Genomic DNA, 23,728 nt, shown 5'->3' with positions numbered 1-23,728 from the left:
ATGCGGGGTAGAGGCTGGAATTCAAGCGCAGCTTGAATTCCAGGTGAGGGGGACTCTCCACGAGTCCAATTCTCACGGTCCCCGCGGAGACTCCCCCTCACCCCGACCCTCTCCCCGCAAGCGGGGAGAGGGAGAACAGAACGCACTCCGTCCCTAACAGCCCATGTCCCAAACCGATCTTGAAATCGTCGTCGACGATCCGACCGCGCCTGAAGACGATTCCCCCTCGGTCGTCTCGACCGGCTCGGTGGAGATCGTCGTCTGCCTGCTGCTGCTCGGGCTCGCGGTCACGCTCGGCTACGACAATTGGCGCACCGGCGCGTCCTGGGATGCGACCGGGCCCGAGCCCGGTTATTTCCCGTTCTATCTCTCGGTCATCCTCGGCGGCGGCAGCCTCTACGGCCTGATCGCGGCGCTCGTCTCGCATCGCGCGGCGCGCGAGACTTTCGTCACGCGCGCACAGGCCCGCCGCGTGATGGCGGTGTTCGTCCCGACGCTGCTGTTCTGCCTGGCAACGCAGTTCCTCGGCATTTATGTCGCAAGCTTCCTGCTGATCACGGGCTTCATGCGGCTCGTCGGCAGGATCGCGCTGTGGAAGTCGCTGCTCACCGCTATCGTGTTCACGGCGATCATGTTCGTCACTTTCGACATCGCCTTCGACGTCATCATGCCGAAGGGGCCGCTCGAAGCGGCCCTCGGCCGCTAGGCGGGCTGCGCGATGGAAGCTTTCGGTCTCCTGCTCCACGGCTTCGCCGTCCTGCTGACGTGGAAGACCCTGCTGCTGATGATGGTCGGGCTGGTGCTCGGTATCTTCGTCGGCGTGCTGCCGGGTCTCGGCGGTCCCAATGGTGTTGCGATCCTGCTGCCGCTCACCTTCACGATGGATCCGACCTCGGCGATCGTGATGCTGTCCTGCATCTATTGGGGCGCGCTGTTCGGCGGCGCGATCACCTCGATCCTGTTCAACATCCCGGGCGAAGCCTGGTCGGTAGCAACCACCTTCGACGGCTATCCGATGGCGCAACAGGGCCGGGCGGCGGAGGCGCTCACCGCGGCGTTCACCTCCTCCTTCATCGGCTCGCTGGTCGCGGTGCTCTTGATCACCTTCCTCGCGCCGATGATCTCGTCCTTCGCATTGAAGTTCGGCCCGCCCGAGTTCTTCGCGGTGTATCTGCTGACCTTCTGCTCCTTCGTCGGCCTCGGGCGCGAGGCCAAGCACAAGACGGTCATCTCGATGTCGCTGGGCCTGCTGCTCGCCGGCATCGGCATGGATACCGTGTCCGGCAGTCTCCGCATGACTTTCGGCTCGCCGGAGTTGCTCCGCGGCATCAACTTCCTGGTCGCCGTCATCGGCCTGTTCGGCATCAGCGAGATCCTGCTGACGATGGAGGAACGGCTGGCGCTGCGCGGACATGCGGCGGGCATTTCGCTCCGCGTCGTGCTCGGCGTCTGGAAGGACCTGCCGAAATATTGGGTGACGCTGCTGCGCTCCTCCTTCATCGGCTGCTGGCTCGGCATCACCCCGGGCGGCGCGATCGCGGCCTCCTTCATGGGCTACAACCTTGCCAAGCGCTTCGCCAAGGAGCCCGAAAGTTTTGGCAAGGGCCGCATCGAGGGCGTGTTCGCGCCGGAGACGGCGGCGCATGCCTCCGGCACCGCGGCGCTGCTGCCGATGCTGGCGCTCGGAATTCCCGGCTCCGGCACCGCGGCGATCCTGCTCGGCGGCCTGATGGTGTGGGGGCTCAATCCGGGGCCGCTGCTGTTCGTCGAGCACAAGGACTTCGTCTGGGGCCTGATCGCCTCGATGTATCTCGGCAACGTCGTCGGCCTCGTGCTGGTGCTGACGACGGTGCCGATCTTCGCCTCGATCCTGCGGGTGCCGTTTGCCGCCGTGGCGCCGATGATCGTGGTGTCCTGCGCGATCGGCGCCTATGCGATCCAGAACGCGATGTTCGACATCTGGCTGATGCTCGGCTTCGGCATCGTCGGCTACGTCTTCAAGAAGATCGGCATTCCCTTGGCGCCGTTCACCCTCGCGCTCGTGCTCGGCAACCGCGCCGAGGATGCCTTCCGCCTGTCGATGATTGGCTCCGGTGGGACCTTGAAGGTGTTCTGGTCGAACGGCCTGGTCGGCTCGATCACAACGCTGGCGATTCTGCTGCTGTTCTGGCCGGTGATCGACAGTTTGCTCGCACGTGTCGGATTGACGCATAAGACCAGGACGACATCGGCCTAGGACCGTAGGGCAATCTCTTTTGATTTCAATTGTTTAACGGAAAGGTAGCGTTGTGGTCCGGACACTACCGCAGCCTTGATTGTTTCTGAATGTTGCGGCTGCGGCACAGCTCTTTGGCGGCTCGCCACGTATATTGATCACAGCATTGTGCAAGAGGGAATTCTCCATGAAGCGGGTAGTGATTGGGATGGCGGCGGCGATGTCGCTGTTTGCGACGGGCGCGTTGGCCGCCGATCTCGCGGCAAGGCCCTATGTCAAGGCGCCTATCGTCGATCCGGTCTGGAGCTGGACCGGCTTCTATGTCGGCGCCAATGGCGGCTATAGCTGGGGCCGCTCGCGCACGGACGTTTCCTACTTCAATTCGGCCACGGGTGCAGCGATCGCGCCTCCGGCGGGATCCATCACGAGTGGCTCGTTCGACATGAACGGCGCTGTCGCCGGTGGCCAAGCCGGTTACAACTGGCAGAACGCGAATTGGGTGTACGGCATCGAAGGCGACCTGAACTGGTCCGACGAAAAGGGCCGCGCGACCTTCAATTGCGGCGGCGTCGCGCCTGCCGGCGGGCCCTGCCTTCCCGGCCTGACGTTCCTCCCACCGGGCGGTCTGACCGGCACCACTCTGACGGTCGATCAGCATCTTCAATGGTTCGGCACGCTTCGCGGTCGTATCGGCATCCTGGCGACCCCCAAGGTGCTGTTCTACGGCACCGGCGGTCTGGCGTTTGGCGAAATCAAGACCACGGGCACGATGACCGGCTTCACCCCCGCGGGTGTGGCGATCGCCTCGGTCGGCTCAAACTCGACGACGCGCGCCGGCTGGACCGTTGGTGCGGGTGTCGAAGGCAAGATCACGCAGAACTGGAGCGCCAAGCTCGAATATCTCTACATGGACCTCGGACGTTTCTCGTCCGGTCCGTTTACGCTGGCACCGGCCTCCACGATCAGCGCCAACGTCTCGTCGCGCTTCACCGACCACATCCTGCGCGCCGGCATCAATTATCAGTTCGGCGGCCCGGTGGTTGCCAAGTACTGAGATCAACAAAGGCGTCAACAACAAGCAAAGCCCGGCTCGCGCCGGGCTTTGTCGTTGGAGATGGTGCGCGTGAGGTTCACACCACCTTGGCGTCCCTGAGTCCTGCGATTTCGTCCGCGCCGAAGCCGAACTCCTTCAGCACCTCGTCGGTCTGCTCGCCGAATTCCGGTGGCCGCGCCACCATCCTGCTCGGCGTGCGCGACAGCGTCACGGGCTGGCCGACCAGGCGGATGTGCCGGCCCTCGTCGTTCGGCACGTCCTGTGCGATGCCGAGATGCCTGACCTGCGGATCCTCGAACATCTGGTCGATGGCATAGATGGGACCGCAGGGCACGCCGGCCTCGTTGAGTTCGCGGACCCAGGTCTCGGTCGACTTCGTCACCGTGCGCTTCTCGATCTCGGCGTTGAGCGCGTCACGGTTCTTGGAGCGGGCAGGGGCCGTCGCGTAGTCGGGGTCGGCATAGAGCTCCGGCGCGCCGATCGCCTGGGCGCAGCGCTCCCAGATCCGCCCGCCCGTGGTGGCGATGTTGATGTAGCCGTCCGAGGTCTTGAACACGCCGGTCGGGATGCTGGTCGGGTGGTTGTTGCCGGCCTGCCTGGCGACCTCCTTCTCCATCAGCCAACGCGCGGCCTGGAAGTCGAGCATGAAGATCTGGGCCTGCAGCAGCGAAGTCTGCACCCACTGGCCCTTGCCGGAGACCTCGCGTTCGAGCAACGCGGTGAGGATGCCCATGGCGCAGAACAAGCCGGCGGTGAGATCGGCGACGGGAATGCCAACCCGCATCGGGCCTTCGCCCGGCGCACCCGTGATCGACATCAGCCCGCCCATGCCTTGCGCGATCTGATCGAAGCCCGGCCGTTTGTGGTAGGGGCCGTCCTGGCCGAAACCGGAGATGCTGCCATAGACGATGCGCGGATTGAGCGCGGCGAGGCTGTCGTAGTCGATCCCAAGCTTCTTCTTCACGTCGGGGCGGAAATTCTCGACCACGACGTCGGCCTTGGCTGCGAGGCGCTTGAACACGGCGAGCCCGCGCTCGTCCTTCAGGTTCAGCGTCATCGCCCGCTTGTTGCGGTGCAAATTCTGGAAGTCGGAACCGCGCCGCGGCCCGCCCGGCTGCTCGCCGCCGGCATCCTCGGTCAGCGCGTCGATCTTGATCACGTTGGCGCCCCAATCCGCGAGCTGCCGCACGCAGGTGGGTCCGGAGCGGACGCGGGTCAGATCGAGCACGGTGAAGCGCGACAGGGCTTCCGAGGCATGCGGAAAGGGCATCTTGAAGGGCTCCGGGATGGATTGCGGGCCCACCTTAGTGCCGAAAGATCCAGCGACAAGCCCGGCCGGGCGCCGATGCCGCCTGCCGAAATGCCATGCCTGACACGCGGTGCCCGACGGATCAGCGTGAGAGGCGTTTCAATTCCGCGCGCGCCTGCTCGGCGAGGGGATCGTCGCCGTGGCGCGCAATGAAGAGCTCCAAGGCCTCCCGCGTTCCCTTCCGGCGGGCGGCTTCGTATTCCTCTGCCACAGCAACGGCAGGATCGCGGGCCATCGGCATGGAGGGCGCTCGGCCCGCCTTGTCGCCGTTCTGACCGCCATCCTTGTCGCTTTCGTCCGCATGGGCTTTCCCGACCATGACCGGCTGTTCTCCGATGGGTAGACGATCCAGCCCGGTGACGACCACAGCGAGGACGCCGATGAGACCGGCCGTGGAGCCAAGTTTCATAATTGTCCTCCAGAGACCATCAAATCACGCGAAATCGCGCATCCAGTGCTCGGCCCCGTATGATTACGGAGATATCCCACCCGGATGATGGAATTTGATGGCTAACGCGACATTATGGAAGGGGCCGCGCGCAGACGCCACGTCTTAAGCGAAACGTTTACCTCTGAAGCTAGAATCTCGCGTCTTCGCTCGAATCGCACGGTGGGTTGCTCCGGAGAGTCCATTGGCCACCTCTGTTTACGTCAGTGCCACCAACAACGCCGAGATCGACGGCCTGCTGTCCGGCTACAAGTGGTCCGGCGCGATCACCTACAGTTTTCCCGATGCTTCCAGCGACTACGTCAATCCCTATAGCGGCGGTTACAGCGAGCCGACCACCTCGGGCTTTGCCTCGGTGCCCAGCCAGATCCAGGCCGCGATCAACTATGCGATCGGATTGATCCTCGGCTACACCAACGCCGATATCCAGTATGCGGGCACGAACGGCGCCGACATCATGATCGCGCAGTCTCCTGCGGCCAATCCGACCGCCTACGCCTACTATCCCGGCAATTATGCGCCTGGCGGCGACATCTGGTTCGGCACTCAATACAATTTCTCGCTGGCCAAGCTCGGCAACTATTACTTCACCACCGCGCTGCACGAGCTCGGCCATGCCCTAGGCCTCAAGCACAGCCAGGAGGCTGGCGGCCCCGCCAACGTCGCGGTGCCGAGCGCGCATGACAGCAGCGAATACACCGTCATGAGCTATCGCAGCTATGTCGGCGCCTCCACCACGAGCGGCTATACCAACGAAGCGTACGGATATTCGCAGACCTACATGGCCAACGATATCCTCGCGCTCCAGACGATGTACGGCGCGGACTACACGACCCAGAGCAGCAACACCGTCTACACCTGGAATCCGACCACGGGGCAGCAGTTCATCAACGGCGTCGGGCAGCTCGCGCCGGGCGGCGGCGTCGGCGGCTCGGCCAACCGCATCTACGAGACCGTCTGGGACGGCGGTGGCGTCGATACCTACGACCTGTCGAACTACACCACGAACCTGAGCATCAACCTCAATCCCGGTGCCTCGTCGGTGTTCTCCACGGTGCAGCTGGCCTATCTCGGCAACGGCCACTATGCGTCGGGCAACGTCTACAACGCCTATCTCTACAACGGCGACGCGCGCTCCTATATCGACAACGCCAACGGCGGGTCCGGCAACGACACGATTCTGGGTAATGCCATTGCCAACACGCTGAACGGCGGCGGCGGCAACGACACGATCACCGGCGGTGCGGGAAGCGACACCATCGTGGGCGGCGCTGGCACGGACACGGCAGTGTATTCGGGCAGCCAGGCCAATTACACTGTTTCCTACAACGCGACGACGCAGACGTTCACGATCGCCGATCAGCGTTCCGGCTCGCCCGACGGCACCGACACCGCCGCTGGTGTCGAGTACTTCCAATTTGCCGACGGTACGGTCGCAAGCTACAGCCTGGTGACAGCCGTGATCGAGGCGTTCGGATCGACGCGCCTGGTTCTCTCCGGCGGAAACTACCACCTCGAGAGCATCGCGTCAGGCACCGGGCCGACCCTGAAGTACGCGAGCTCTGCGGTGATCGCAGCGAACTGGGGCACTTGGTCGGTGATCGGCGCCGAGCAGGTATCGGGCGGCGGCTACGACGTGGTCTGGAAGGACTTGGCAAGCGGGCAATATTCCGTGTGGAGCACGGACAGCAACGGCAACTTCCTGACCACGCTCGGCTCGGCGACCCAGATGGGAGGAACCGATCCAGCCCTGAAGGCGCTCGAGCCGACGCTGCAGCAAGATCTGAACGGCGACGGTACGATCGGCCTCCCTGCTGCCGTCAGCACCACCATCGAGGCGCTGGGATCGACGCGCCTGGCTCTCTCCGGCGGCAACTATCATCTCAAGAGTATCGCGACAGGCACCGGGCCGACCCTGAAGTATGCGGGCTCTGCGGTGATCGCAGCGAACTGGGGTACCTGGTCGGTGATTGGCGCCGAGCAGGTATCGGGCGGCGGCTACGACGTGGTCTGGAAGGACTCGGCAAGCGGGCAATATTCCGTGTGGGGCACGGACAGCAACGGCAACTTCCTGACCACGCTCGGCTCGGCGACCCAAATGGTAGGAACCGATCCAGCCCTGAAGGCGCTCGAGCCGACGCTGCAACAAGATCTGAACGGCGACGGTACGATCGGCCTCCCTGCTGCCGTCAGCACCACCATCGAAGCGCTGGGATCGACGCGCCTGGTTCTATCCGGAGGCAACTATCATCTCGAGAGCATCGCGGCAGGCACCGGGCCGACCCTGAAGTATGCGGGCTCTGCGGTGATTGCAGCGAACTGGGGCACCTGGTCGGTGATTGGCGCCGAGAAAGTGTCAGGTGGCGGCTACGATGTGGTCTGGAAGAACTCGGCGAACGCCCACTACTCGGTCTGGAGCACCGATGCCAACGGCAACTTCCTGACCACCCTTGCGGCAGCCCCGGAGGTGCTCGGGTCCGATCCATCTCTGAAAGCGCTGGAGCCAACGCTGCAGCAGGATCTCAATGGCGACGGCACCGTCGGCGCTGCGCCGCTCGCGACAGCGAGCTCGGGCGATAGCCTCTTTGGCCGTCTCGTCGGAGCCGCCTGACCCAATGCCCGCGCCAGCCGATCCGCAGACCACGCCAGAGCAGTGGACTCAATTGCCGGAAAGCCACGACACAGCCGTCCTCGACGTTCTGGCCGATTTTCTACACAGCTCGCACGGTCCCGGTTTCCTGCTGAGCTGATGGTGTGGGTCTCGTCGTGTCGCTTACCTGAAGCTCTGTCGAATATCGGGTTTCGACGATGCCTCCGCGCCAGGCGCTGGAGTTCAGGCTTTCGACAATTCCGTATCCGCCCGCATTGATCACAAGTAGATGCACAAAAGACTCCGGCAAAGACTGCCGCTACCGAACCTCAAGCATGCTGAGCATGCTGTGCTTGCTGTTGCCAACGAGCCCGGACATCGGCACTTCGCGTGATATTGTGCTGCCGGAAGCAAACTGGGTGGTGAGGCGTGACGGGACGAAATCGGCACCGTCTCAATCGTCGAATAATGCCCGTGTTTTGCCCGACGAGTCAAATCGCTTCGTAAAATCCGCAAGATTTCGGCGCGGGAGCTAAGTCATTGACAAAGCTGCATCAGTCTACTTTGCATGGGGTTGTTTTCGCGTTTTTTGTGAGATCGGCCTCGGACATGACGATTTGCGCGTGGGTGAAATGCCGGGAGTCGTCGCCCAGAGAGGGCAATTGCTTGGCGGGAAGGACGCGGCTTGACCGACAAGCAGATTGACGTGCCGGGAACGGCCGACGGCGCGAGCAGATCCGGCGTCGGCCGCGCCGGCCGTCTCTTGCAGGGATGGTCAGCGAACCTGGTCCAGATGGCGCTGGGATTGTCGCAGCAGCTTCTGCTCATCCCTGCCTTCCTGCACGTCTGGACCGGCGACACGCTCGCGGCCTGGCTGGCGATCTATGCGGCGGGCAGTCTCGTCGTCGTCGCGGACGCCGGATTGCAGCTTCGCGCGATCAACCGCTTTCTCGCCTTCAAGTCCTGCGCCGATTGCGACGGCCGCACGGCGAACTTCTATTCGGCCCTGCTGCGAATCTATTTCGCCATCATCGCGGTCCTCGGTGTCCTGTTGAGCGTGGCCGTGGTTCTGGCACCGCCGTCGGTAGTACTCGGCTTTCACGCGACATCGACATTCGATGCCGCGATGCTGGTGATGGTCCTGGGCATGCTTCTGACCTTGCCCGCCAACCTCGTCTCCGGCCTCTATCGGGTGCGCGGCCGCTATGGCCGGACGGTCTGGCTGCAGAACGCCGCGCTGCTGCTTGGACAGATCGCCCAGCTTGCGGCGCTCGCCTCGTACGGCAGCCTGCTTGCGGTTGCGATTGCCTTCGTGTCGATGCAGCTTCTGTTCGCGGTCGCGCTCGCCGTGTTCGATGCGCCGCGACTGTTTCCGTTCCTGCGCCGTGCCGGCAAGCCGCCGCTGGTGCCGCCATCCCTGCGCTGGAGCGTCGGGCAGCTGGGCCGTGCGATGCCTTTCGCGGTCGCCAACATCACCGAGCTTGCGCTCGTCAACGTCCCGGTGCTGCTCGTCTCGGCCCTGGTCACGAACCGCGTCGCGGTCGCGCAGTGGGGCCTGACCCGCGTGATCGCGAGCCTGGTGCGCGGCCTGTGCCTTCAGGTAGCGCTGCCGCTCGCCGCCGAACTCGGCCATGACCACGCGGTCGGCGACAAGGATCGGCTGCGCCGGCTCTATGCCCATGGTTCGGTGTTCGTGACCGGACTTGCCTGCCTGATCGTCGCGGGCCTGCTGCCGTTCTGGCCCGACTTCTTCGCGTTATGGACTCATGGCAGCATCCCCTATGACGCGCCACTCACCGTGACGCTGCTGCTGGGCTCGGCGGCCGTCGCGCCGTCGCTGTTGGCGCTGGCCTTTGCCAATCACAGCAATCGCGGCGACCTCCTGATCCGGACCAAAGGCCTTCAGCTCGTGGTCTTCCTGGCGCTGTCCTTCGTCCTGATTCCGCGGTTGGGGCCGCTGGGGGCCGCGCTTGCCGTGGTGGCAAGCGATACCCTCGTCCAGTTCGGGCTGCTCGGGCTGATGGTCATGCGCCAGACCCTGCATCATCCGTTCAGGCACATCGCGTTCCTAATGGTCATGGCCGTCGGCATCGTGGCGTCGGGATGGCTGATCGGGCAGGCGATCATCCTGTTCGTGCCGGGAAGCGGCCTCGTGCACTTCATCTTGGAATGCGCGATCTGGCTGCTCGCGGTCGGCGGGCTTGCGAGCCCGCTGTTGAACGCAACTCTGCGCGAGCGCTTGCGGGCGCTGATTCCGGCCTAGCTGCTGCTGTTCAACGCGCCGTCAATGCCAGACGGTGCTTCAACCGTTCGAGGTGACGGGCGAACTGCTGGTGGCCGACTTCGGTTTCCGCAGCAAATTGCGCGAGCCTGACATGACCGGCCGCGCGCAGCCGCTCGCGCGTTCCGTCGGTGCGGAGCGTGACGATCGCATCCGCAAGGGAGCGCGGATCGTCATAGTCGAACAGGAGCGCGGCATCGCCGGCCTGGGTCTTGAACGCCTCGGGATAGATCACCGGCGTGCCGACCGCCCAGGCTTCCAGAGGTGGAAGATTGGTCGGGCCGAAATAGCTCGGCATCACCAGCGCCGCGGCGCCGCGGTAGAGCGCGCCGAGCTCGGCGGACTCGACGAAGCCGATAATGGAGATCTGACTCGACAACCCGTAGCTGCGGATCGCTGCATCGATCTTGTCGCGGCCGCCGCGATCCGATCCGCACAGCACCAGCCGCTCCGTGATCCCCCGCTCGCGCAAGCCTGCGAGCGCAGCGAGCAGCGTCATGTGATTCTTGTGCGGCCAGAATTGTGCCGGATAGAACAGATATCCGGGCTCGAGCCGATATCTCGCCAGCACCGCCGCATCGTCAGAGGCGTCGGGCGTGGATTGGCTGACATAGGTGGAGGGCGAGAACGGGATGCATACCGCACGCTCGCGCTCCATGGCATAACGGCGGCAGAGGTCGTCGACCAGCTCCGGCGCATTGACGATCACGACAGCGGCCTTGGTGCTCGCGAGGCCGAACAGGATCTCGCGGCGCTCGAATTCTCCGAACGTCCTGACCTCCGGAAACTCCGGCGCGTCGCGATGGCAGCCGTCGAAGATCGTGATGATGAAGGGCAGCTCATAGAGCAGGAGGTGCCGCTTCGAGGTCGAGGTGAAGTGCACGACGTCGATGCCGTCGCGGATCAGTGCGCGCTCGAAGGTCGATTTCAGCTTCAGCGCGATCTGGACGAGATCGAACGGCCGGCAATATTTGAGGAACAGGAAGATATGGTCGAGCGGGCCGAACTTGAGGAGGCGGGCTGTGACACCGAACTCCTTCAGGATGTCCAGCGTCTTCGGGTAGGGCGAGTACACCACGATCTCGTTGCCCGAACCGGCCGCCCAGTCGCGCAGCCAGAGCAGGTCGTTGAGGGGCTGCTGGAAGCCGCCGCCGACCTCGAGCGCTTGTTCCAGCATCACGGCGAGCCGCAGAGGTCTCACGGCGTGACGCTCTTTCTGGCGACCGCATGGGCTGCCCAGTTCTTCGAGTTCGGCGCGTCCTGCGTCAGCCATGCGGCGTGGGCTGCGGGCTGGAAGCCGCTCGCGACGAGCGCGGCGTCGATCTCGAACGGAAACCAGTAGCGCATGTGGTGCGCTTCGTCGACGCGCCGGATCGTGGCGCTATCCATGTCCTCGCAGAACAGCGTGTAGTTCACGGTGACGGTCGCGGCCCGTTCGTCATGATCGGATTGCGCAATGCGGGTGAGGCGCAGCGGTTTTTGCTCGATCACCTTGACGCGCGTCTCGACGCCCTGCGCCAGCACGGCGCCGCCGTACCAATAGTCGAAGAAGAACACGCCGCCCGGTTTCAGTGCTGCATGGGCCGTGCGGAACATGGCCGTCAGCGCATCGCGGCTGGTCTGATAGCTCGCGACGTGGAAAAGCGACACCACCGCGTCGAAGTCGCGCTCGGGACCTGCTTCCCGGGCATCGCCTTGCCGGAACGGAATCGACAGCCCGGTCTGCTCGGCGCGTGCTTGGGCGCGCGCGATCATCTCGTGGCTGAGATCGATGCCGGCAACGTCCCACCCCCGGCGAGCGAAGGCGAGCGCATGCAGGCCGGTGCCGCAGCCGAGATCGAGCAGCTTGCCCGGGGAGACGCCGTGGTCGCGCAGCCGCGCTTCGACGAACGCCGTCTCCTCCGCGTAATCCTTGTCCCGATAGAGAAGATCGTACCAGGGCGCGTAGTCGGCGAATACCGTCACGCCAGGATCTCCTTGAGCGCCACAGCCGAGCGCGCGATCTCGTCGTCAGTCAGGGCAAGCCCGCTCGGCAGGTAGAAACCGCGCCGGGCGATGTATTCCGCGTTGGGGTGGCTTTCGTCGATCATCAGGCCCATCCGGCGCAGCACCGGCTGCTCGTGCATGCACCAGAAGAACGGCCGCGTCCCGATGCCCTTTTCGCCGAGGCGCCGCATCGCCTCCCTGGCGTCGAACGGCACGTCTTCGTTCAGCACGACGCCGTAGACCCAATAGATGTTGTCGGCATAACCCGTGCGGGCGACCGGGCGGCGGATCTGGTTGAGCCCTGCGAGATGTTCGTCGTAGAGCCGGCCGATCCGGCGCTTGATCTCGACCGTGCGCGGCAGGCGCTCGACCTGGGCGACGCCAAGAGCGGCCTGCAGGTTGGTCATGCGCGCGTTCCAGCCGAGCTCCTCGTGGACGAAGCGTTGTTGCGGCTGGAAGCAGAGATTGCGGTAGGATTGCAGCCGATCGGCGAGCGCATCGTCGTCGGTGAGGATCATGCCGCCTTCACCGGTCGTGACGTGCTTGTTGGGGTAGAAGCTGAAGGTCGAGACGTCGCCGAAGCTGCCGCAAGGCGCGCCGCGATAGGTCTGGCCGTGCATCTCGGCGGCGTCCTCGATCACCTTCAGGTCGTGCTTGCGGGCGAGTGCCAGGATCGGATCGAGATCGACCGGCAGGCCGTAGATGTGGACCAGCATGATCGCGCGCGTGCGCGGCGTGATCGCGGCTTCCACGCCCTCCGCCGTCATGTTCCAGGTCGCGGGATCGCAATCGACTCCAACCGGCACGAGGCCCGCCCGCACCAGGGCGGCGGCGCAGCTGATGATCGTGAAGGTCGGTATGACGACCTCGGAGCCCTTCTCGAGCCCGAGCGCATGGACCGCGATGTCGAGCGCGACCGAGCCGTTGGTGACGGCAATGCCGTGCCGCCGACCGGCGACCGCGGCCATCGACTGCTCGAAGCGCTTGATGAACGGTCCCTCCGACGAGATCCACCCGGTCCGGATGCATTCGGCGAGGTAATCGGCCTCGTTGGCGTCGAGCAGCGGCGTATTGACGGGAATGAAAGGTGCGGTCACAGGCCCGGACCCTTGATCCGGATTTCTGAAGGCGATGCTTCGGGGAATCGGGTCTTGTCGTTCTCGCCGGAATAGGGACCTTGCTTCACCTCGAACATCTCGAGCGGTTCGAGCACGTGGAAGCCGTGAGCACCGCTGCACAAGAGGATGATGTCGCCGGCACCAAGCACGCGGCTTTCGAGATACTCTTCTTCGACCGTGTAGAAGTCGACCTGGAGCTTGCCCTTCTGGATCAGGAGAACCTCCTGGGTGTAGTGCACCTCCCGCGTCACCTTGTTGTGGCGATGAGGCTCGATGGTCTTGCCTTGCGGATGGCTCATGAAGGCGAGCTGTTGCGACAGCTCCGGAGTCGAAAAGAAATGGATGCCGGGCTCGCGAAACGAGGCCCGCACGATGATCGCGTAGAGCTGGTCGCCGAATCGAACATGCTCGACGTGTTGCATCGGGGGCCTCGGAAAAATCGCTGCAATTAGAGTGGGATAGCTATCTTGCTGTGCACTTTGGCCATTTTGGCAGGGACCGTCAAGGGCGCGGGGAATGTGACGATTGCTGCGCCCCGCCGACCGGAATTCAGCCGACGTGGGCGAGGATCTCCTCGACACGCCGGCGGAAGGTGTGGGTGGCCAACGTCCTGGCCTGTCCCGCCTCGGCAATGGACTGGCGCGCCGGCGCGTCGGCGAGATACCGATCGATCATTGCGATGCAGTCCTCGACGTTGCGCCAGGCGACGACTTCGCGCGCGGGGGCGAACAGCGTGTCGAGATTGTCCTTGAAGTCGGTGAGCAGGAATGCGCCGACGCCGGTTGCTTCGAACAAACGCGCATTGCCGGCTTCGCGGCCGGCCATGTCGATGTGCGAATTGAGGGTGATGCGCGAGGCGCGAAGAGCCTGATACATCTCCACTCCCCACACCTCGCCCTGATAACAGCGGTGCAGCGGCGAAGTGGCGGGAAGGGAGTGCAGGCCGCTGCCGAACAATTTGAGATCGTAGCGCCGCGCCACCGCTTCGAGCTGCGCCACGCGAAGCTGGTGATCCGCCGACACAGCCCCGACGAAAGTGACATCGAATTCTTGTGCGGGCGACGGAGGCAGAGCGTCGAGAATGCCTGGCTCGAAGGCGAGATGGACGACTTCGGCGCGTGCTCCGTGGGTCCGGAAGAAGTCCACCACCGCAGCCATCTGCGAGATCATGAGGTCATAGACAGACCAGTCCTCGCCGCGCGACGGCGAGATGCCGATCTGGCCGATCAGGACCGGGCGGCCGATCCCTTTGATCCGGCGCGCCAGGCGCGTGTCGACGTGAAACAGATCCTGGTTGAGGACAAGATCTGGCTTGAAGTCCTCGATCTGCGCCAGCAGGATCTTTTCCGCTTCGGCATCAAGGCGCGGGCTGAGGCCGACCTTGCGCGCGAGCGGCCGCAGCACCGGCTTGAAGGGGGCGACCGCGCGTTGCAGCCAGCCGGGAACGGCATCGCGCGCGGCGGGCGTGCCGGGCGGCGGTGGCTCGGTGACGGCAAGGCCGTGCTCGCGCGCCCAGGCCGCCCGCATCCAGGGATTGTTGACGTGGATGTCGGCGGCGACGTGCCCAAGGGCGGTGAAATTGCGCGAGTAGAAGTCGGCAACGCCGAACAGGCTGGCGTTCCGCGCTGCCATCTGCGCCGCGTAAGGCTCGTTCTCGAGGCCGGGCGTGCGCCGGTAGAGCCAGGAAAGGAAGCGCGGATAGTCGGCGTTGAGAATCAGGATGCGCACGGCGTCACGGCCTCGGTTCGAGCAGGCTGCGGGGCATCAAGTACCAGAGCAGGAACAGCAGGGCGGTGCCATGGGTGAGCATGGCGACCGAGAGCGGGACGTTGAGCAGGACGTGCGGCAGCACTCCGGCGGACATCAGGACGAATCGGGGCGGCAGGCCTGCGGAGGCGCGGTTGCCGAGCGCCAGCACGAGGCCTGCCGCGAGTGCGGTCAGCGGTGCCAGCCAGGGGCCGACGGACGCGATACCTTCCGTCGCAAACAGCGAGGCGTTCAGATTGCCGAGTTCGTAGGTGTTCTGCATCACCACCGCGAGCGGCTCCCCGTAGGGACAATGCATCAGCGGCTTGAGGACGGAGATCTGGCAGAACCAGGTCAGCGGATGGCTCGCGAAGAAATGATTGTAGATGTCGAGCGCACCCGACGGGGTGGCGATCATCCGGATGTTGACGATGTCGAAATACTTGCCGGGAATGCTACCCAGATTTGGCTCAGTGAACCAGATCACCACCAGCCCGACCAGCATCGGACCGAAAATCGAGACGATGGCCGCTGGTCTCGCCTCCAGAAGCCGCGATAGCATGGCCAGCGCGATCAACCAGGCCGGGGTGAAGAACGCGAATTTCGTCAGCGTGATGGGATAGAAGAGCAGGAGCAGGACCAGCACCAGGACGGCGCGCCAGCGATAGCCGAGCAGCCAGTAGCAGGCGAAGGCGAACGGCAGCAGCGTGCTGGAAATCCAACCGATCAGATATCGCAGCGGTCCCGGAAATTCGAGGGTGTCACGGTAGTCATAGATGTTCGAGATCGAAACCAGCCGGAAATTGTAGGTCGCGCCCGCTGCGATCGCGGCCACAGAGATTGCAAGGATGAGAGTGAGCAGACGCTCGAACCGAGCATCTGACAGCGTCACGAATGGCCGCAGCGGCGCTCTGACAAACAGCATGGGCATCAGGAAAAGCAGCAGCGCCAAGGCCGCCGACACTCCGGCGAGCAATCGCGGGTAGCTGTATGCGGAGAAGACGTCGATCCACAGGAAACCCAGGATCATCGTGTAGAAATAAAACCCGACGAAATAGCCGAAGCAGAAGCGGGCAGAGACGAACAGCAGCGAGAAGATGGAGAAGCCGGTCGCAACGATGACCGCGATCCACAAACGCCTGGGGTTGAAGTCGATGGAGAGCTGGAAGGTCGCGACCTCGATCAGCGACAGGCAGGTGACGGCACTGTGCAGCAGCACCAGGGTCGTCAACCCGGCTTTCGAGTCCAGGTAGGCGCGCAAATCGCTGATGATGCCGGGCGGTGCGCTCATTGCCGAAGCTCGCTGCGGACACTGACGGTTGCGAGCAGGTCAGGCGATGTCGAGCGAATGCTTGAAGTAGGCGATCGTCTCCTTCAGGCCGTCCTCGAGTGCGACCTTCGGCTCCCAGTTCAGCACCGCCTTTGCCTTGGCGAGGTCGGGCTGGCGCTGACGCGGGTCGTCCTGCGGCAGCGGCTTGAACTCCAGTTTGGAGCGCGAGCCGGTGAGCTTGATGACCTTCTCGGCGAGTTCGCGGATGGTGAACTCGGAATTGTTGCCGAGATTGATCGGGCCGGTGACGTCCTCTGCAGTCACCATCAACCGCATGATGGCTTCGACGAGGTCGTCCACATAGCAGAACGAGCGAGTCTGACCGCCGTCGCCGAACACTGTGATCGGATCGCCCTTGAGCGCCTGGACGATGAAGGACGACACCACGCGACCGTCATTTGGCTGCATGCGCGGGCCGTAGGTATTGAAGATGCGCGCAACCTTGATCGGCAGGCCGTGCTGACGCCAATAGTCGAAGAACAGCGTCTCGGCGCAGCGCTTGCCCTCGTCGTAGCAGGAACGGACGCCGATCGGGTTGACGTTGCCCCAGTAATCCTCGGTCTGCGGATGGATCAGCGGATCGCCATAGACCTCGCTGGTCGAAGCCTGGAAGATGCGCGCCTTGAGCCGCTTGGCGAGCCCCAGCATGTTGATGGCGCCGTGCACCGAGGTCTTGGTGGTCTGCACGGGATCGCGCTGGTAGTGGATCGGTGAGGCCGGGCAGGCCAAGTTGAAGATCGCGTCGACCTCGATGTAGAGCGGGAAGGTGACGTCGTGCCGGACAGCCTCGAACAGCGGATTCGCGATCAGATGGGCGATGTTGCGCCGGCTGCCGGTGAAATAATTGTCTGCGGACACCACCTCGGCCCCGCCGTCCAGCAGTCGCTCGCAGAGGTGCGATCCGATAAAACCGGCGCCCCCGGTCACGAGGATGCGGCTGTTCCTGTAGTTTTCAAACGGCATGGTCGGTTCCAGCGGGGTCTTGGGAGGGGCTCGTCCGGATGGGCCGGCAGAGTGGTATCGGCTACGGGCGGAAACGCCAATAGCTTTGCATCTGGGTAACAAAATACCTATAGATCTTTGAGGGCTTCGCGGCCGAAGATTTTCCAGGTCCCGCCACTTCGTATAGAAGCCGTCTGAAATACGCGGGAAGCGTGCCCCCGCTCGGAGCAGGTGAATGAAAGTCGTAATTCTTGCGGGAGGCCTGGGCACCCGAATCGCGGAAGAAACCAGCACGCGGCCGAAGCCGATGGTGGAGATCGGCGGACGCCCCATTCTTTGGCACATCATGAAGATCTACAGCCATTACGGCTTCAACGACTTCGTGATCTGCCTTGGCTACAAGGGCTACATGATCAAGGAGTACTTCGCGAATTACTTCCTGCACATGTCCGACGTGACGTTCCATCTCGCCGAGAACCGGATGGAAGTGCATCGCGAGACCGCCGAACCATGGCGGGTCACGCTGGTGGATACCGGAGAAGACACCCAGACCGGTGGCCGGCTGAAGCGCGTGCTGCCCTACGTCAAAGACGACTCCTTTTTTGCGCTTACCTATGGTGACGGCGTCGCTGACATCGACCTCGGTGCCGAGATCGCCTTCCACAAGGCGCATGGGCGCCGCGCCACCGTCTCGGTGGTGCGGCCTGCCAAGCGCTTCGGTGCGGTCGCGATCGAGGGCGATCGGGTCGTCAATTTCGAGGAGAAGCCGAATGACGACGGCGGGTGGATCAACGGCGGCTTCTTCCTGCTGTCGCCATCGGTCGGCGAACTGATCGCAGGCGACAACACGATCTGGGAGCGCGAGCCGATGGAGCAACTCGTGCGCGGCGACGATCTGCGCGCCTATGTGCATCACGGCTTCTGGCACCCGATGGACTCGCTGCGCGATCGTAACTTCCTCGAGGGTGAGTGGGCCGGCAATCGCGCCAAATGGAGGGTCTGGTGACGGATCCGGCATTCTGGCGCCGCAAGAAGGTCTTTCTCACCGGCCATACCGGCTTCAAGGGAGCGTGGGCATCGCTACTGCTGCGCCGTCTCGGGGCTGACGTCTACGGCTATGCGCTGCCGCCGACACACCAATCCGCGCTGTTCGTTACGGCGCGCATTGCCGAAGACATCAAGCATCGCCTCGCCGATATTCGCGATCTCCAAACCTTGCGTGCTGCGATGGCGGAGGCCGAGCCCGACATCGTCATCCACATGGCGGCGCAAGCGCTGGTGAGGCCCTCTTATGAGGAGCCGGTCGAGACATTTGCGACCAATGTGATGGGGACGGTGCATGTGCTGGAAGCCGCACGGCATCTGCGTTCGGTGCGGGTGATCCTGAACGTCACCAGCGACAAGTGCTACGAGAATAACGGCATGGGTGTCGCCTTCCGAGAGGGCGACCGTCTCGGCGGCGACGATCCCTACAGCAACAGCAAGGCGTGTGCCGAGCTCGTCACGCATTCCTATCGCCACAGTTTCTTCAACGCCAACGATGCGGCGCGCGTCGCGACCGCGCGCGCCGGCAACGTGTTCGGCGGCGGCGACTGGGCGCGCGATCGCCTGGTGCCGGATGCGATGCAGGCGTTTCTCGCCGGTGAAGCGCTGCGTATCCGCAATCCCAGTTCGGTGCGCCCCTGGCAGCACGCGCTCGACCCGGTGCGGGGTTATCTCTCGCTGGTCGAGCGGCTGGCGAGCGATGAACGTTTCGTCGGCGGCTGGAATTTCGGACCGGATACAGCAAGCGAGGTGCCGGTGGGGACGGTGGTCGATCATCTGATCGCGCTGTGGGGCGACGGCGCGCGATGGATGGCAGACGCCGGCCCGCATCCGCACGAAGCCGCCTATCTCAGGCTTGACTGCGCGAAGGCGCGGAGCGAGCTCGGCTGGGCGCCGCGACTCGATCTGGCGCAGGGCCTTCGCCTGACCGTCGAGTGGTACAAGGCGCTGCGCGAAGGGCGGGACCTGCGCAGGTTCTCGCTCGATCAGCTCGATCAGGTCGCTGGTACCGCGCAAGCTTGATCAGACCGGCAGATCGAGGATCTCGGCAATGCGATCCTCTGCCGACATCGCGTGCGTCAGATGCTCGCCCGACAACACCGCCAGATAGGATTTGAGCAGGACCACGAGCACGAGGATGGCGCGCTCGACGTCGGGCGAAAGGCCGGTTCGACCGAAGGCGGCCTCTTGCAGGAACGGCCGGTTCTCCATAAAGGTTAGCCAATAGAGGTAGTCGTAGCCGGCGATGCCGCGGAATGCATCTTCCCAGTCAATGATGCGCCGCGCGGCACCCAGGAGCATGATGTTCTTCGGCCCGAAATCGCCGTGACAGAGTGCCTCGGGCAAGTCCGGAAGACGGTCGCCGAGCAGCGCGATCAGCCGGCGCGTCTCCGCTGCGACGGACTGCTTCAGCAGGCCGCGGTCCGACAGCGTCTGCACTGCCTTGGCGGCGGAAGCCAAATAGTGTTCGAACGAGGCAAGCCCATCGGGCCGCCAGTCCTTGAGCCGCTGACTGCACGCCTCTGCCATCGCGGCGGCATCGGCGGGGTTCAATGGGCCCGTCAGCGGGGTGAGCGCGGGCATCATGAGGGAGAGCCGTGCAGCTCCATCTGCGAGCGGGATCTCGAAACGATCGAGCACGATCGTGTCGCCATAGAGTTGCTTGAGGATGTCGGCTTCCTTGGCGAGGTTGACCCGCGCGCTCGCACCGGGCAGATGCGTCTTCAGAAAGCGCTTTTCGCCGGAGATATCCACATCGTAGCAGGCGCCGAGCGTGCCGCCGGGCGCCGGCATGACAACGGCGTTGCGGTCTAGGGATTGCAGATACTGCCGCAGCTCGGGCAGGAGGCGCGCGCGATCGGCGGCCATGTTGGGGCGATCGTCGGCTTCGAAGAACGCGATCTTACTCAGCACGATAGAGCGGGCTCAGATAGTCGATCCGATCGTAGCCGAAATGATGCGCGAGCGCCGCGGTGCCCTGCGCGATCTGCCTGCGCTCCTCGTCCGAGAGCTCCTCGATGACAGCCTTGTTGTAGTCCTTGGTGCTCTTCAGTACGGTTCCCCAAGGGGCGATGGAGTCCTTGATCTCGACGCCGTTCCAGCTCGGATAGAGCATTGCGTCGGCGAAGGGCACGCCGATGAATTCGGCCGCTTCGGTCATGAACTTGCGCTTGTCCGCAACGAGGTCCTCGTACCGGAAGATTCGCACGTTCTCCGGATACATCCTGGCGAACATCTCGACCGTCGAGTGGTAGATGTTCCAGGTGATCAGGTATTTGGTCAAAGGCTGCGGGAACGGCCGACGCTTGGTGTCGCGGTAGGCCGAGAACGGATTGCGCACGATGTGCAGGATACGGATGTTCGGAAAGTCGCGCACCATTCGATCTGCATCGATCCCGATGGCGGGCGAGTAGCCGACATGGACCATGCCCGGGCGCGGCCTGGTGTAGTAGTTCTCCCAGGCCGTGAAGGTCGCGCGAAAGAAGGCCTCGATCACCTGGCGACGGAAGATTGGCGGCTGGCCGAGGATCCGGGCGAACTCGGCGACGCGCTTCTTCTCGTCCATCACGCAGTCCGCATCGCGGAACTTCGAGCCGTTGCGCTTGCGCAGGAAGGTCTTCAACTCCTCGTCGATCATCTGCTCGTAGAGCTCGATCGCCGTCAGCCCTTCCGGGAATTCGGGGTAACGGTACTGGACGCGTTCGACGGAGGCAAGGAAGTCGTTGAAGTTCCGGTTTCCGAGCTGAGACTCGAAGGGGTAGACGAGCAGGTCGGGATGGCCGTCGAAGTGGCGATGGGTGACATTTCCACCGTGTTCGAAGCCTGCGGAAACCATGGCCAGCCTGAAATCGCTCATGCATCTACCCCTGTATCGTCAAACCCGATCCTAGCCCCCGTTTAGCTGCGTGGGCCGGATAATCAAGTTCGGATCGGTCCCATGGGTCTGGAGCGCGGCTCCTGGTCGACGGACCTTCCGCAACGGGACATTGACGGGCTCCGGTGGCTGATCTACCCGGGGCGCATGCGTATTTTCGTGACTGGCGCGAGCGGTTTTCTGGGATCCTATCTCGTTGCTGACCTCGTGGCACGGGGGCACGAGGTGGCCGTCCTGCTGCGGCCGCCAGGCGCCGCCTGGCGCCTCAGGGAGGTCCAAGACCGTCTGCAGGTGATTCCCGGCGCTCTGGAGCATCTGGACGGGCTGCGCGGGGCGGTGACAGCCTTCGCCCCGGACGCGGTCGTGCACATGGCCTGGCGCGGCGTCGCCGGCAGCGATCGCAACAGCCCGGTCCAGGCCGCCAACGTGGCCGACACGGTGGGCCTCGCCGAACTCGCGGCCGAGGCCGGCGCCAGGATCTTCGTCGGGGCCGGATCGCAGGCGGAGTACGGCCCCTATGATCGCGCGATCCGGGAGGACGACGTGCCACGGCCGACGACGTTGTACGGCATGGCCAAGCTCGCGGCCGGATCGATGGCGATGCGTCTGTGCGAGGAGCGCGGTTTGCGTGCCGCCTGGCTCAGGATTTTCTCGACCTACGGTCCGAAGGATGCCGATCACTGGCTGATTCCGAGCACGATCCGGAACTTGCGCTCCGGAGACCATATGGCGCTGACGCCCTGCGAGCAGCGCTGGGGATTTCTGCACGCGCGAGATGCCGCGAGCGCTTTCCGGCTGGCGATCACGCATGAAGCGGCGAGCGGCATCTTCAATGTCGGTAGCGCCGACGCCCCGCCGTTGCGCGAGACGGTGACGCGGCTGCGCGATCTCGTAGACCCCGGCGGCGCTCTCGGCTTCGGCGAGTTGGCGTATCGGCCCGATCAGGTTATGGTGCTGGCTGCGGACGTTTCGCGCATGCTTGCCTTGGGCTGGAAGCCCGAAGTGCCGTTGGATGATGGACTACGCGAGACGGTAGAGTGGCATGACGCGACCAAATCTTCCTGAGCCGAAAGAATTCGCGCGACGGATTCGTGCGCACGCCTTGCGCATGGTGCATGCCGCGAAGGCCTCCCACATCGGCGGCTGCCTCTCGATGGCGGACATCCTGGCAGTACTCTACACGCGGATCCTGCGCGTCGATCCTGCGGAGCCGCAAAGCCCGAGCCGCGATCGTTTCGTGCTCAGCAAGGGCCACGCCACGGCGATCATGTACGCAACGCTTGCCGAATGCGGTTTCTTTTCCCTCACCGAGCTCGAGACTTATTGCCGCGACGGTTCGATCTTTACCGGGCATGTCAGCCACGCCGTGCCCGGCGTAGAGGTTTCGACGGGCTCGCTCGGCCATGGCCTGCCGATCGCGATCGGCATGGCGCTCGCGGCGCGCTCAGCAGGGGCCGGCAGTCGCGTGTTCTGCCTGCTCAGCGACGGCGAATGCGACGAGGGCTCGAACTGGGAGGGCATCCTGTTTGCGCCCCATCACAAGCTCGACAACCTCTGTGTCATCGTCGACTTCAACAAGATTCAGAGTTTTGGCTCGGTTGCCGAAGTGCTAAACCTCGATCCCTTCGCCGAGAAATGGAGATCGTTCGGTTGGCAGGTCGAGGAGATCGACGGTCATGATCTCGCCGCGCTCGAGCGCGTGCTGAGCGATGTGCCGGCGCCATCGGGCCGGCCGACCGTCGTGATCGCCCACACCGTGAAGGGCAAGGGCGTGAGCTTCATGGAGAACAAGCTCGAATGGCACTATCGCTCGCCCTCGGATGAGCTGCTCGCGCAGGCCCTGGCCGAGGTCGGCGCATGAGGACGACGTTCATCGAGACGCTGTCGAAGGCTGCAAGCGAGAATCCCGACATCTGGCTGCTCTGCGGCGATCTCGGCTACTCCGTGCTGGAGCCGTTCGCGGCGAAGTTTCCCGACCGCTATCTCAATGTCGGCGTTGCCGAGCAGAACATGGCGGGGATCGCGGCCGGCATCGCACTCTCGGGCAAGACCGTCTTCATCTACTCCATCGGCAACTTTCCGACCTTGCGCTGCCTTGAGCAACTTCGCAACGACGTCTGCTATCACGGTGCCGACGTCAAGGTCGTGGCAGTGGGCGCCGGCTATGCCTATGGGAGCCAGGGCTACACCCACCACGCGCTGGAGGACGCAGGCATCATGTCGATGCTGCCGGGCATCGAGGTGTTCGTGCCTTGCGATCCCATCGAGGTGCGGGCTGCGACGCGTCTGATCGCGACAAGCGGCAAGCCCTCTTATTTGCGGCTCAGCCGTCAGGGAGAGCCGAATCTCGGCGCCGCCGTGACCGACCTGCGCCACCCCCGGGTTTTGCGTGACGGACGGGACGTCGTCATCCTCGCGTCCGGGCCGATTGCCTCGCGCGCGCTGGAGGCTGCCGGCGAACTCGCCGGGCGCGGCAGGGACGTCGGTGTCGTCAGCGTCTCCTGCCTGAAACCGCTCGACGAGACTGCGATCCGAAACGCCGTGCGCGACGCCTTGCTCGTCGTGACTCTGGAAGAGCACATCTTGCGCGGCGGCCTGTTCAGCCTGGTAGCTGGCCTGTTCGCCGGCGATGCGCGGCGACCGCCGGTCACAGGCCTCGGCATTCCGGAGCAGGGTGGCAAGACCTCGAGTGCGGGGTCGCGCGAGGCGCTGCTTGATGCCGCCGGCCTCTCGGCTCAGGCGATCGTCGCGCGAATCGAGCAATCGCTGGCGAAGCGCTGACGCCGCCTG

21 protein-coding genes are annotated in these 23,728 nt (G+C 64.2%); 10 read left to right on the top strand and 11 right to left on the bottom strand.

Annotated elements, in window-relative coordinates:
* Positions 1 to 163: 163 nt before the first annotated feature.
* From AX729_RS30205 to AX729_RS30195, 3 genes are all read left to right on the top strand, one after another.
* Entirely contained in the window at positions 164 to 706 is a 543-nt protein-coding gene (locus AX729_RS30205; RefSeq protein WP_061027831.1) for a tripartite tricarboxylate transporter TctB family protein, read from the top strand.
* 12 nt (positions 707 to 718) lie between these two features.
* Complete coding sequence (locus AX729_RS30200) at positions 719 to 2,236, top strand: tripartite tricarboxylate transporter permease (protein WP_061027830.1); 1,518 nt, start codon at positions 719 to 721, stop codon at positions 2,234 to 2,236.
* 166 nt (positions 2,237 to 2,402) lie between these two features.
* Complete coding sequence (locus AX729_RS30195) at positions 2,403 to 3,269, top strand: outer membrane protein (RefSeq protein ID WP_061027829.1); 867 nt, start codon at positions 2,403 to 2,405, stop codon at positions 3,267 to 3,269.
* A 76-nt stretch (positions 3,270 to 3,345) separates the two neighbouring features.
* Here the strand turns inward: AX729_RS30195 and AX729_RS30190 are convergent, their stop codons facing one another.
* Positions 3,346 to 4,539, bottom strand: coding sequence for a CaiB/BaiF CoA transferase family protein (locus AX729_RS30190; protein ID WP_061027934.1), 1,194 nt, complete (start codon positions 4,537 to 4,539; stop codon positions 3,346 to 3,348).
* A gap of 121 nt (positions 4,540 to 4,660) precedes the next feature.
* Entirely contained in the window at positions 4,661 to 4,987 is a 327-nt protein-coding gene (locus tag AX729_RS30185; protein WP_061027828.1) for a hypothetical protein, read from the bottom strand.
* 223 nt (positions 4,988 to 5,210) lie between these two features.
* On the opposite strand from AX729_RS30185, the gene AX729_RS39085 reads away from it, so the two are divergent.
* Both AX729_RS39085 and AX729_RS30175 read left to right on the top strand, forming a co-directional pair.
* On the top strand, positions 5,211 to 7,637 hold the full coding sequence (locus AX729_RS39085; protein WP_082770576.1) for a M10 family metallopeptidase C-terminal domain-containing protein: 2,427 nt from the start codon (positions 5,211 to 5,213) through the stop codon (positions 7,635 to 7,637).
* 664 nt (positions 7,638 to 8,301) lie between these two features.
* Positions 8,302 to 9,879, top strand: coding sequence for a lipopolysaccharide biosynthesis protein (locus AX729_RS30175; RefSeq protein ID WP_061027827.1), 1,578 nt, complete (start codon positions 8,302 to 8,304; stop codon positions 9,877 to 9,879).
* A 10-nt stretch (positions 9,880 to 9,889) separates the two neighbouring features.
* Here the strand turns inward: AX729_RS30175 and AX729_RS30170 are convergent, their stop codons facing one another.
* The 7 genes from AX729_RS30170 to AX729_RS30140 all read right to left on the bottom strand — a co-directional run bounded on the left by AX729_RS30170 (position 9,890) and on the right by AX729_RS30140 (position 17,040).
* Entirely contained in the window at positions 9,890 to 11,098 is a 1,209-nt protein-coding gene (locus tag AX729_RS30170) for a glycosyltransferase family 4 protein (protein ID WP_061027826.1), read from the bottom strand.
* Positions 11,095 to 11,862, bottom strand: a complete 768-nt coding sequence (locus tag AX729_RS30165; RefSeq protein ID WP_061027825.1) for a class I SAM-dependent DNA methyltransferase — start codon at positions 11,860 to 11,862, stop codon at positions 11,095 to 11,097. The genes AX729_RS30170 and AX729_RS30165 overlap by 4 nt, the downstream gene beginning before the upstream one ends.
* Positions 11,859 to 12,980 carry a DegT/DnrJ/EryC1/StrS family aminotransferase gene (locus AX729_RS30160; protein ID WP_061027824.1) on the bottom strand — a complete coding sequence of 374 codons (1,122 nt, stop codon included), beginning with the start codon at positions 12,978 to 12,980 and terminating at the stop codon, positions 11,859 to 11,861. Before AX729_RS30160 ends, AX729_RS30165 begins: the two co-directional genes overlap by 4 nt.
* Positions 12,977 to 13,423, bottom strand: coding sequence for a cupin domain-containing protein (locus AX729_RS30155; RefSeq protein ID WP_061027823.1), 447 nt, complete (start codon positions 13,421 to 13,423; stop codon positions 12,977 to 12,979). The genes AX729_RS30160 and AX729_RS30155 overlap by 4 nt, the downstream gene beginning before the upstream one ends.
* Before the next feature lie 127 nt (positions 13,424 to 13,550).
* A complete protein-coding gene (locus tag AX729_RS30150; RefSeq protein ID WP_061027822.1) occupies positions 13,551 to 14,729 on the bottom strand; it encodes a CgeB family protein in 1,179 nt (392 codons plus the stop codon).
* A gap of 4 nt (positions 14,730 to 14,733) precedes the next feature.
* On the bottom strand, positions 14,734 to 16,038 hold the full coding sequence (locus AX729_RS30145) for a hypothetical protein (protein WP_061027821.1): 1,305 nt from the start codon (positions 16,036 to 16,038) through the stop codon (positions 14,734 to 14,736).
* 39 nt (positions 16,039 to 16,077) lie between these two features.
* Positions 16,078 to 17,040, bottom strand: coding sequence for a UDP-glucuronic acid decarboxylase family protein (locus AX729_RS30140; RefSeq protein WP_061027820.1), 963 nt, complete (start codon positions 17,038 to 17,040; stop codon positions 16,078 to 16,080).
* Between the two features lie 214 nt (positions 17,041 to 17,254).
* Here AX729_RS30140 and rfbF point away from each other — a divergent pair, with 214 nt between their 5' ends.
* Together rfbF and rfbG are read left to right on the top strand one after the other, a co-directional pair.
* Positions 17,255 to 18,025, top strand: coding sequence for a glucose-1-phosphate cytidylyltransferase (gene rfbF / locus AX729_RS30135; protein ID WP_061027819.1), 771 nt, complete (start codon positions 17,255 to 17,257; stop codon positions 18,023 to 18,025).
* The gene (rfbG, locus tag AX729_RS30130) at positions 18,022 to 19,086 is read left to right on the top strand and encodes a CDP-glucose 4,6-dehydratase (protein ID WP_082770578.1); all 1,065 of its coding nucleotides are present in this window, start codon (positions 18,022 to 18,024) and stop codon (positions 19,084 to 19,086) included. Before rfbF ends, rfbG begins: the two co-directional genes overlap by 4 nt.
* Here the strand turns inward: rfbG and AX729_RS30125 are convergent, their stop codons facing one another.
* Positions 19,087 to 19,977: a phosphotransferase family protein gene (locus AX729_RS30125; RefSeq protein WP_061027933.1), complete on the bottom strand. Its 891-nt coding sequence runs from the start codon at positions 19,975 to 19,977 to the stop codon at positions 19,087 to 19,089.
* Positions 19,967 to 20,920 carry a sulfotransferase family protein gene (locus AX729_RS30120; protein ID WP_061027817.1) on the bottom strand — a complete coding sequence of 318 codons (954 nt, stop codon included), beginning with the start codon at positions 20,918 to 20,920 and terminating at the stop codon, positions 19,967 to 19,969. The genes AX729_RS30125 and AX729_RS30120 overlap by 11 nt, the downstream gene beginning before the upstream one ends.
* 81 nt (positions 20,921 to 21,001) lie before the next feature.
* Between AX729_RS30120 and AX729_RS30115 the strand changes: the two genes are divergently transcribed.
* Genes AX729_RS30115 through AX729_RS30105 form a run of 3 tightly spaced genes read left to right on the top strand, consistent with a single transcriptional unit; the run spans position 21,002 to position 23,719 of the window.
* Positions 21,002 to 22,003, top strand: a complete 1,002-nt coding sequence (locus AX729_RS30115) for an NAD-dependent epimerase/dehydratase family protein (RefSeq protein WP_245325467.1) — start codon at positions 21,002 to 21,004, stop codon at positions 22,001 to 22,003.
* On the top strand, positions 21,981 to 22,799 hold the full coding sequence (locus AX729_RS30110) for a transketolase (protein WP_061027816.1): 819 nt from the start codon (positions 21,981 to 21,983) through the stop codon (positions 22,797 to 22,799). Before AX729_RS30115 ends, AX729_RS30110 begins: the two co-directional genes overlap by 23 nt.
* Positions 22,796 to 23,719 carry a transketolase family protein gene (locus AX729_RS30105; RefSeq protein WP_061027815.1) on the top strand — a complete coding sequence of 308 codons (924 nt, stop codon included), beginning with the start codon at positions 22,796 to 22,798 and terminating at the stop codon, positions 23,717 to 23,719. The genes AX729_RS30110 and AX729_RS30105 overlap by 4 nt, the downstream gene beginning before the upstream one ends.
* The last annotated feature ends 9 nt before the right edge of the window (positions 23,720 to 23,728 follow it).

Origin of the sequence: Bradyrhizobium sp. CCH5-F6 (assembly GCF_001556045.1) — a bacterium.
GTDB lineage: Bacteria > Pseudomonadota > Alphaproteobacteria > Rhizobiales > Xanthobacteraceae > Bradyrhizobium.
Note: the sequence above shows the minus strand (reverse complement) of the source record. Positions and strands in the feature narration are given on the sequence as shown.

Coding starts and splice junctions, on each gene's coding strand:
- AX729_RS30120 (WP_061027817.1), bottom strand. CDS start 20,920: ATGAGCGATTTCAGGCTGGCCATGGTTTCCGCAGGCTTCGAACACGGT.
- AX729_RS30205 (WP_061027831.1), top strand. CDS start 164: ATGTCCCAAACCGATCTTGAAATCGTCGTCGACGATCCGACCGCGCCT.
- AX729_RS30185 (WP_061027828.1), bottom strand. CDS start 4,987: ATGAAACTTGGCTCCACGGCCGGTCTCATCGGCGTCCTCGCTGTGGTC.
- AX729_RS30155 (WP_061027823.1), bottom strand. CDS start 13,423: ATGCAACACGTCGAGCATGTTCGATTCGGCGACCAGCTCTACGCGATC.
- AX729_RS30145 (WP_061027821.1), bottom strand. CDS start 16,038: ATGAGCGCACCGCCCGGCATCATCAGCGATTTGCGCGCCTACCTGGAC.
- AX729_RS30190 (WP_061027934.1), bottom strand. CDS start 4,539: ATGCCCTTTCCGCATGCCTCGGAAGCCCTGTCGCGCTTCACCGTGCTC.
- AX729_RS30115 (WP_245325467.1), top strand. CDS start 21,002: ATGGGTCTGGAGCGCGGCTCCTGGTCGACGGACCTTCCGCAACGGGAC.
- rfbF (WP_061027819.1), top strand. CDS start 17,255: ATGAAAGTCGTAATTCTTGCGGGAGGCCTGGGCACCCGAATCGCGGAA.
- AX729_RS30200 (WP_061027830.1), top strand. CDS start 719: ATGGAAGCTTTCGGTCTCCTGCTCCACGGCTTCGCCGTCCTGCTGACG.
- AX729_RS30195 (WP_061027829.1), top strand. CDS start 2,403: ATGAAGCGGGTAGTGATTGGGATGGCGGCGGCGATGTCGCTGTTTGCG.
- AX729_RS30105 (WP_061027815.1), top strand. CDS start 22,796: ATGAGGACGACGTTCATCGAGACGCTGTCGAAGGCTGCAAGCGAGAAT.
- AX729_RS30110 (WP_061027816.1), top strand. CDS start 21,981: ATGACGCGACCAAATCTTCCTGAGCCGAAAGAATTCGCGCGACGGATT.
- AX729_RS30140 (WP_061027820.1), bottom strand. CDS start 17,040: ATGCCGTTTGAAAACTACAGGAACAGCCGCATCCTCGTGACCGGGGGC.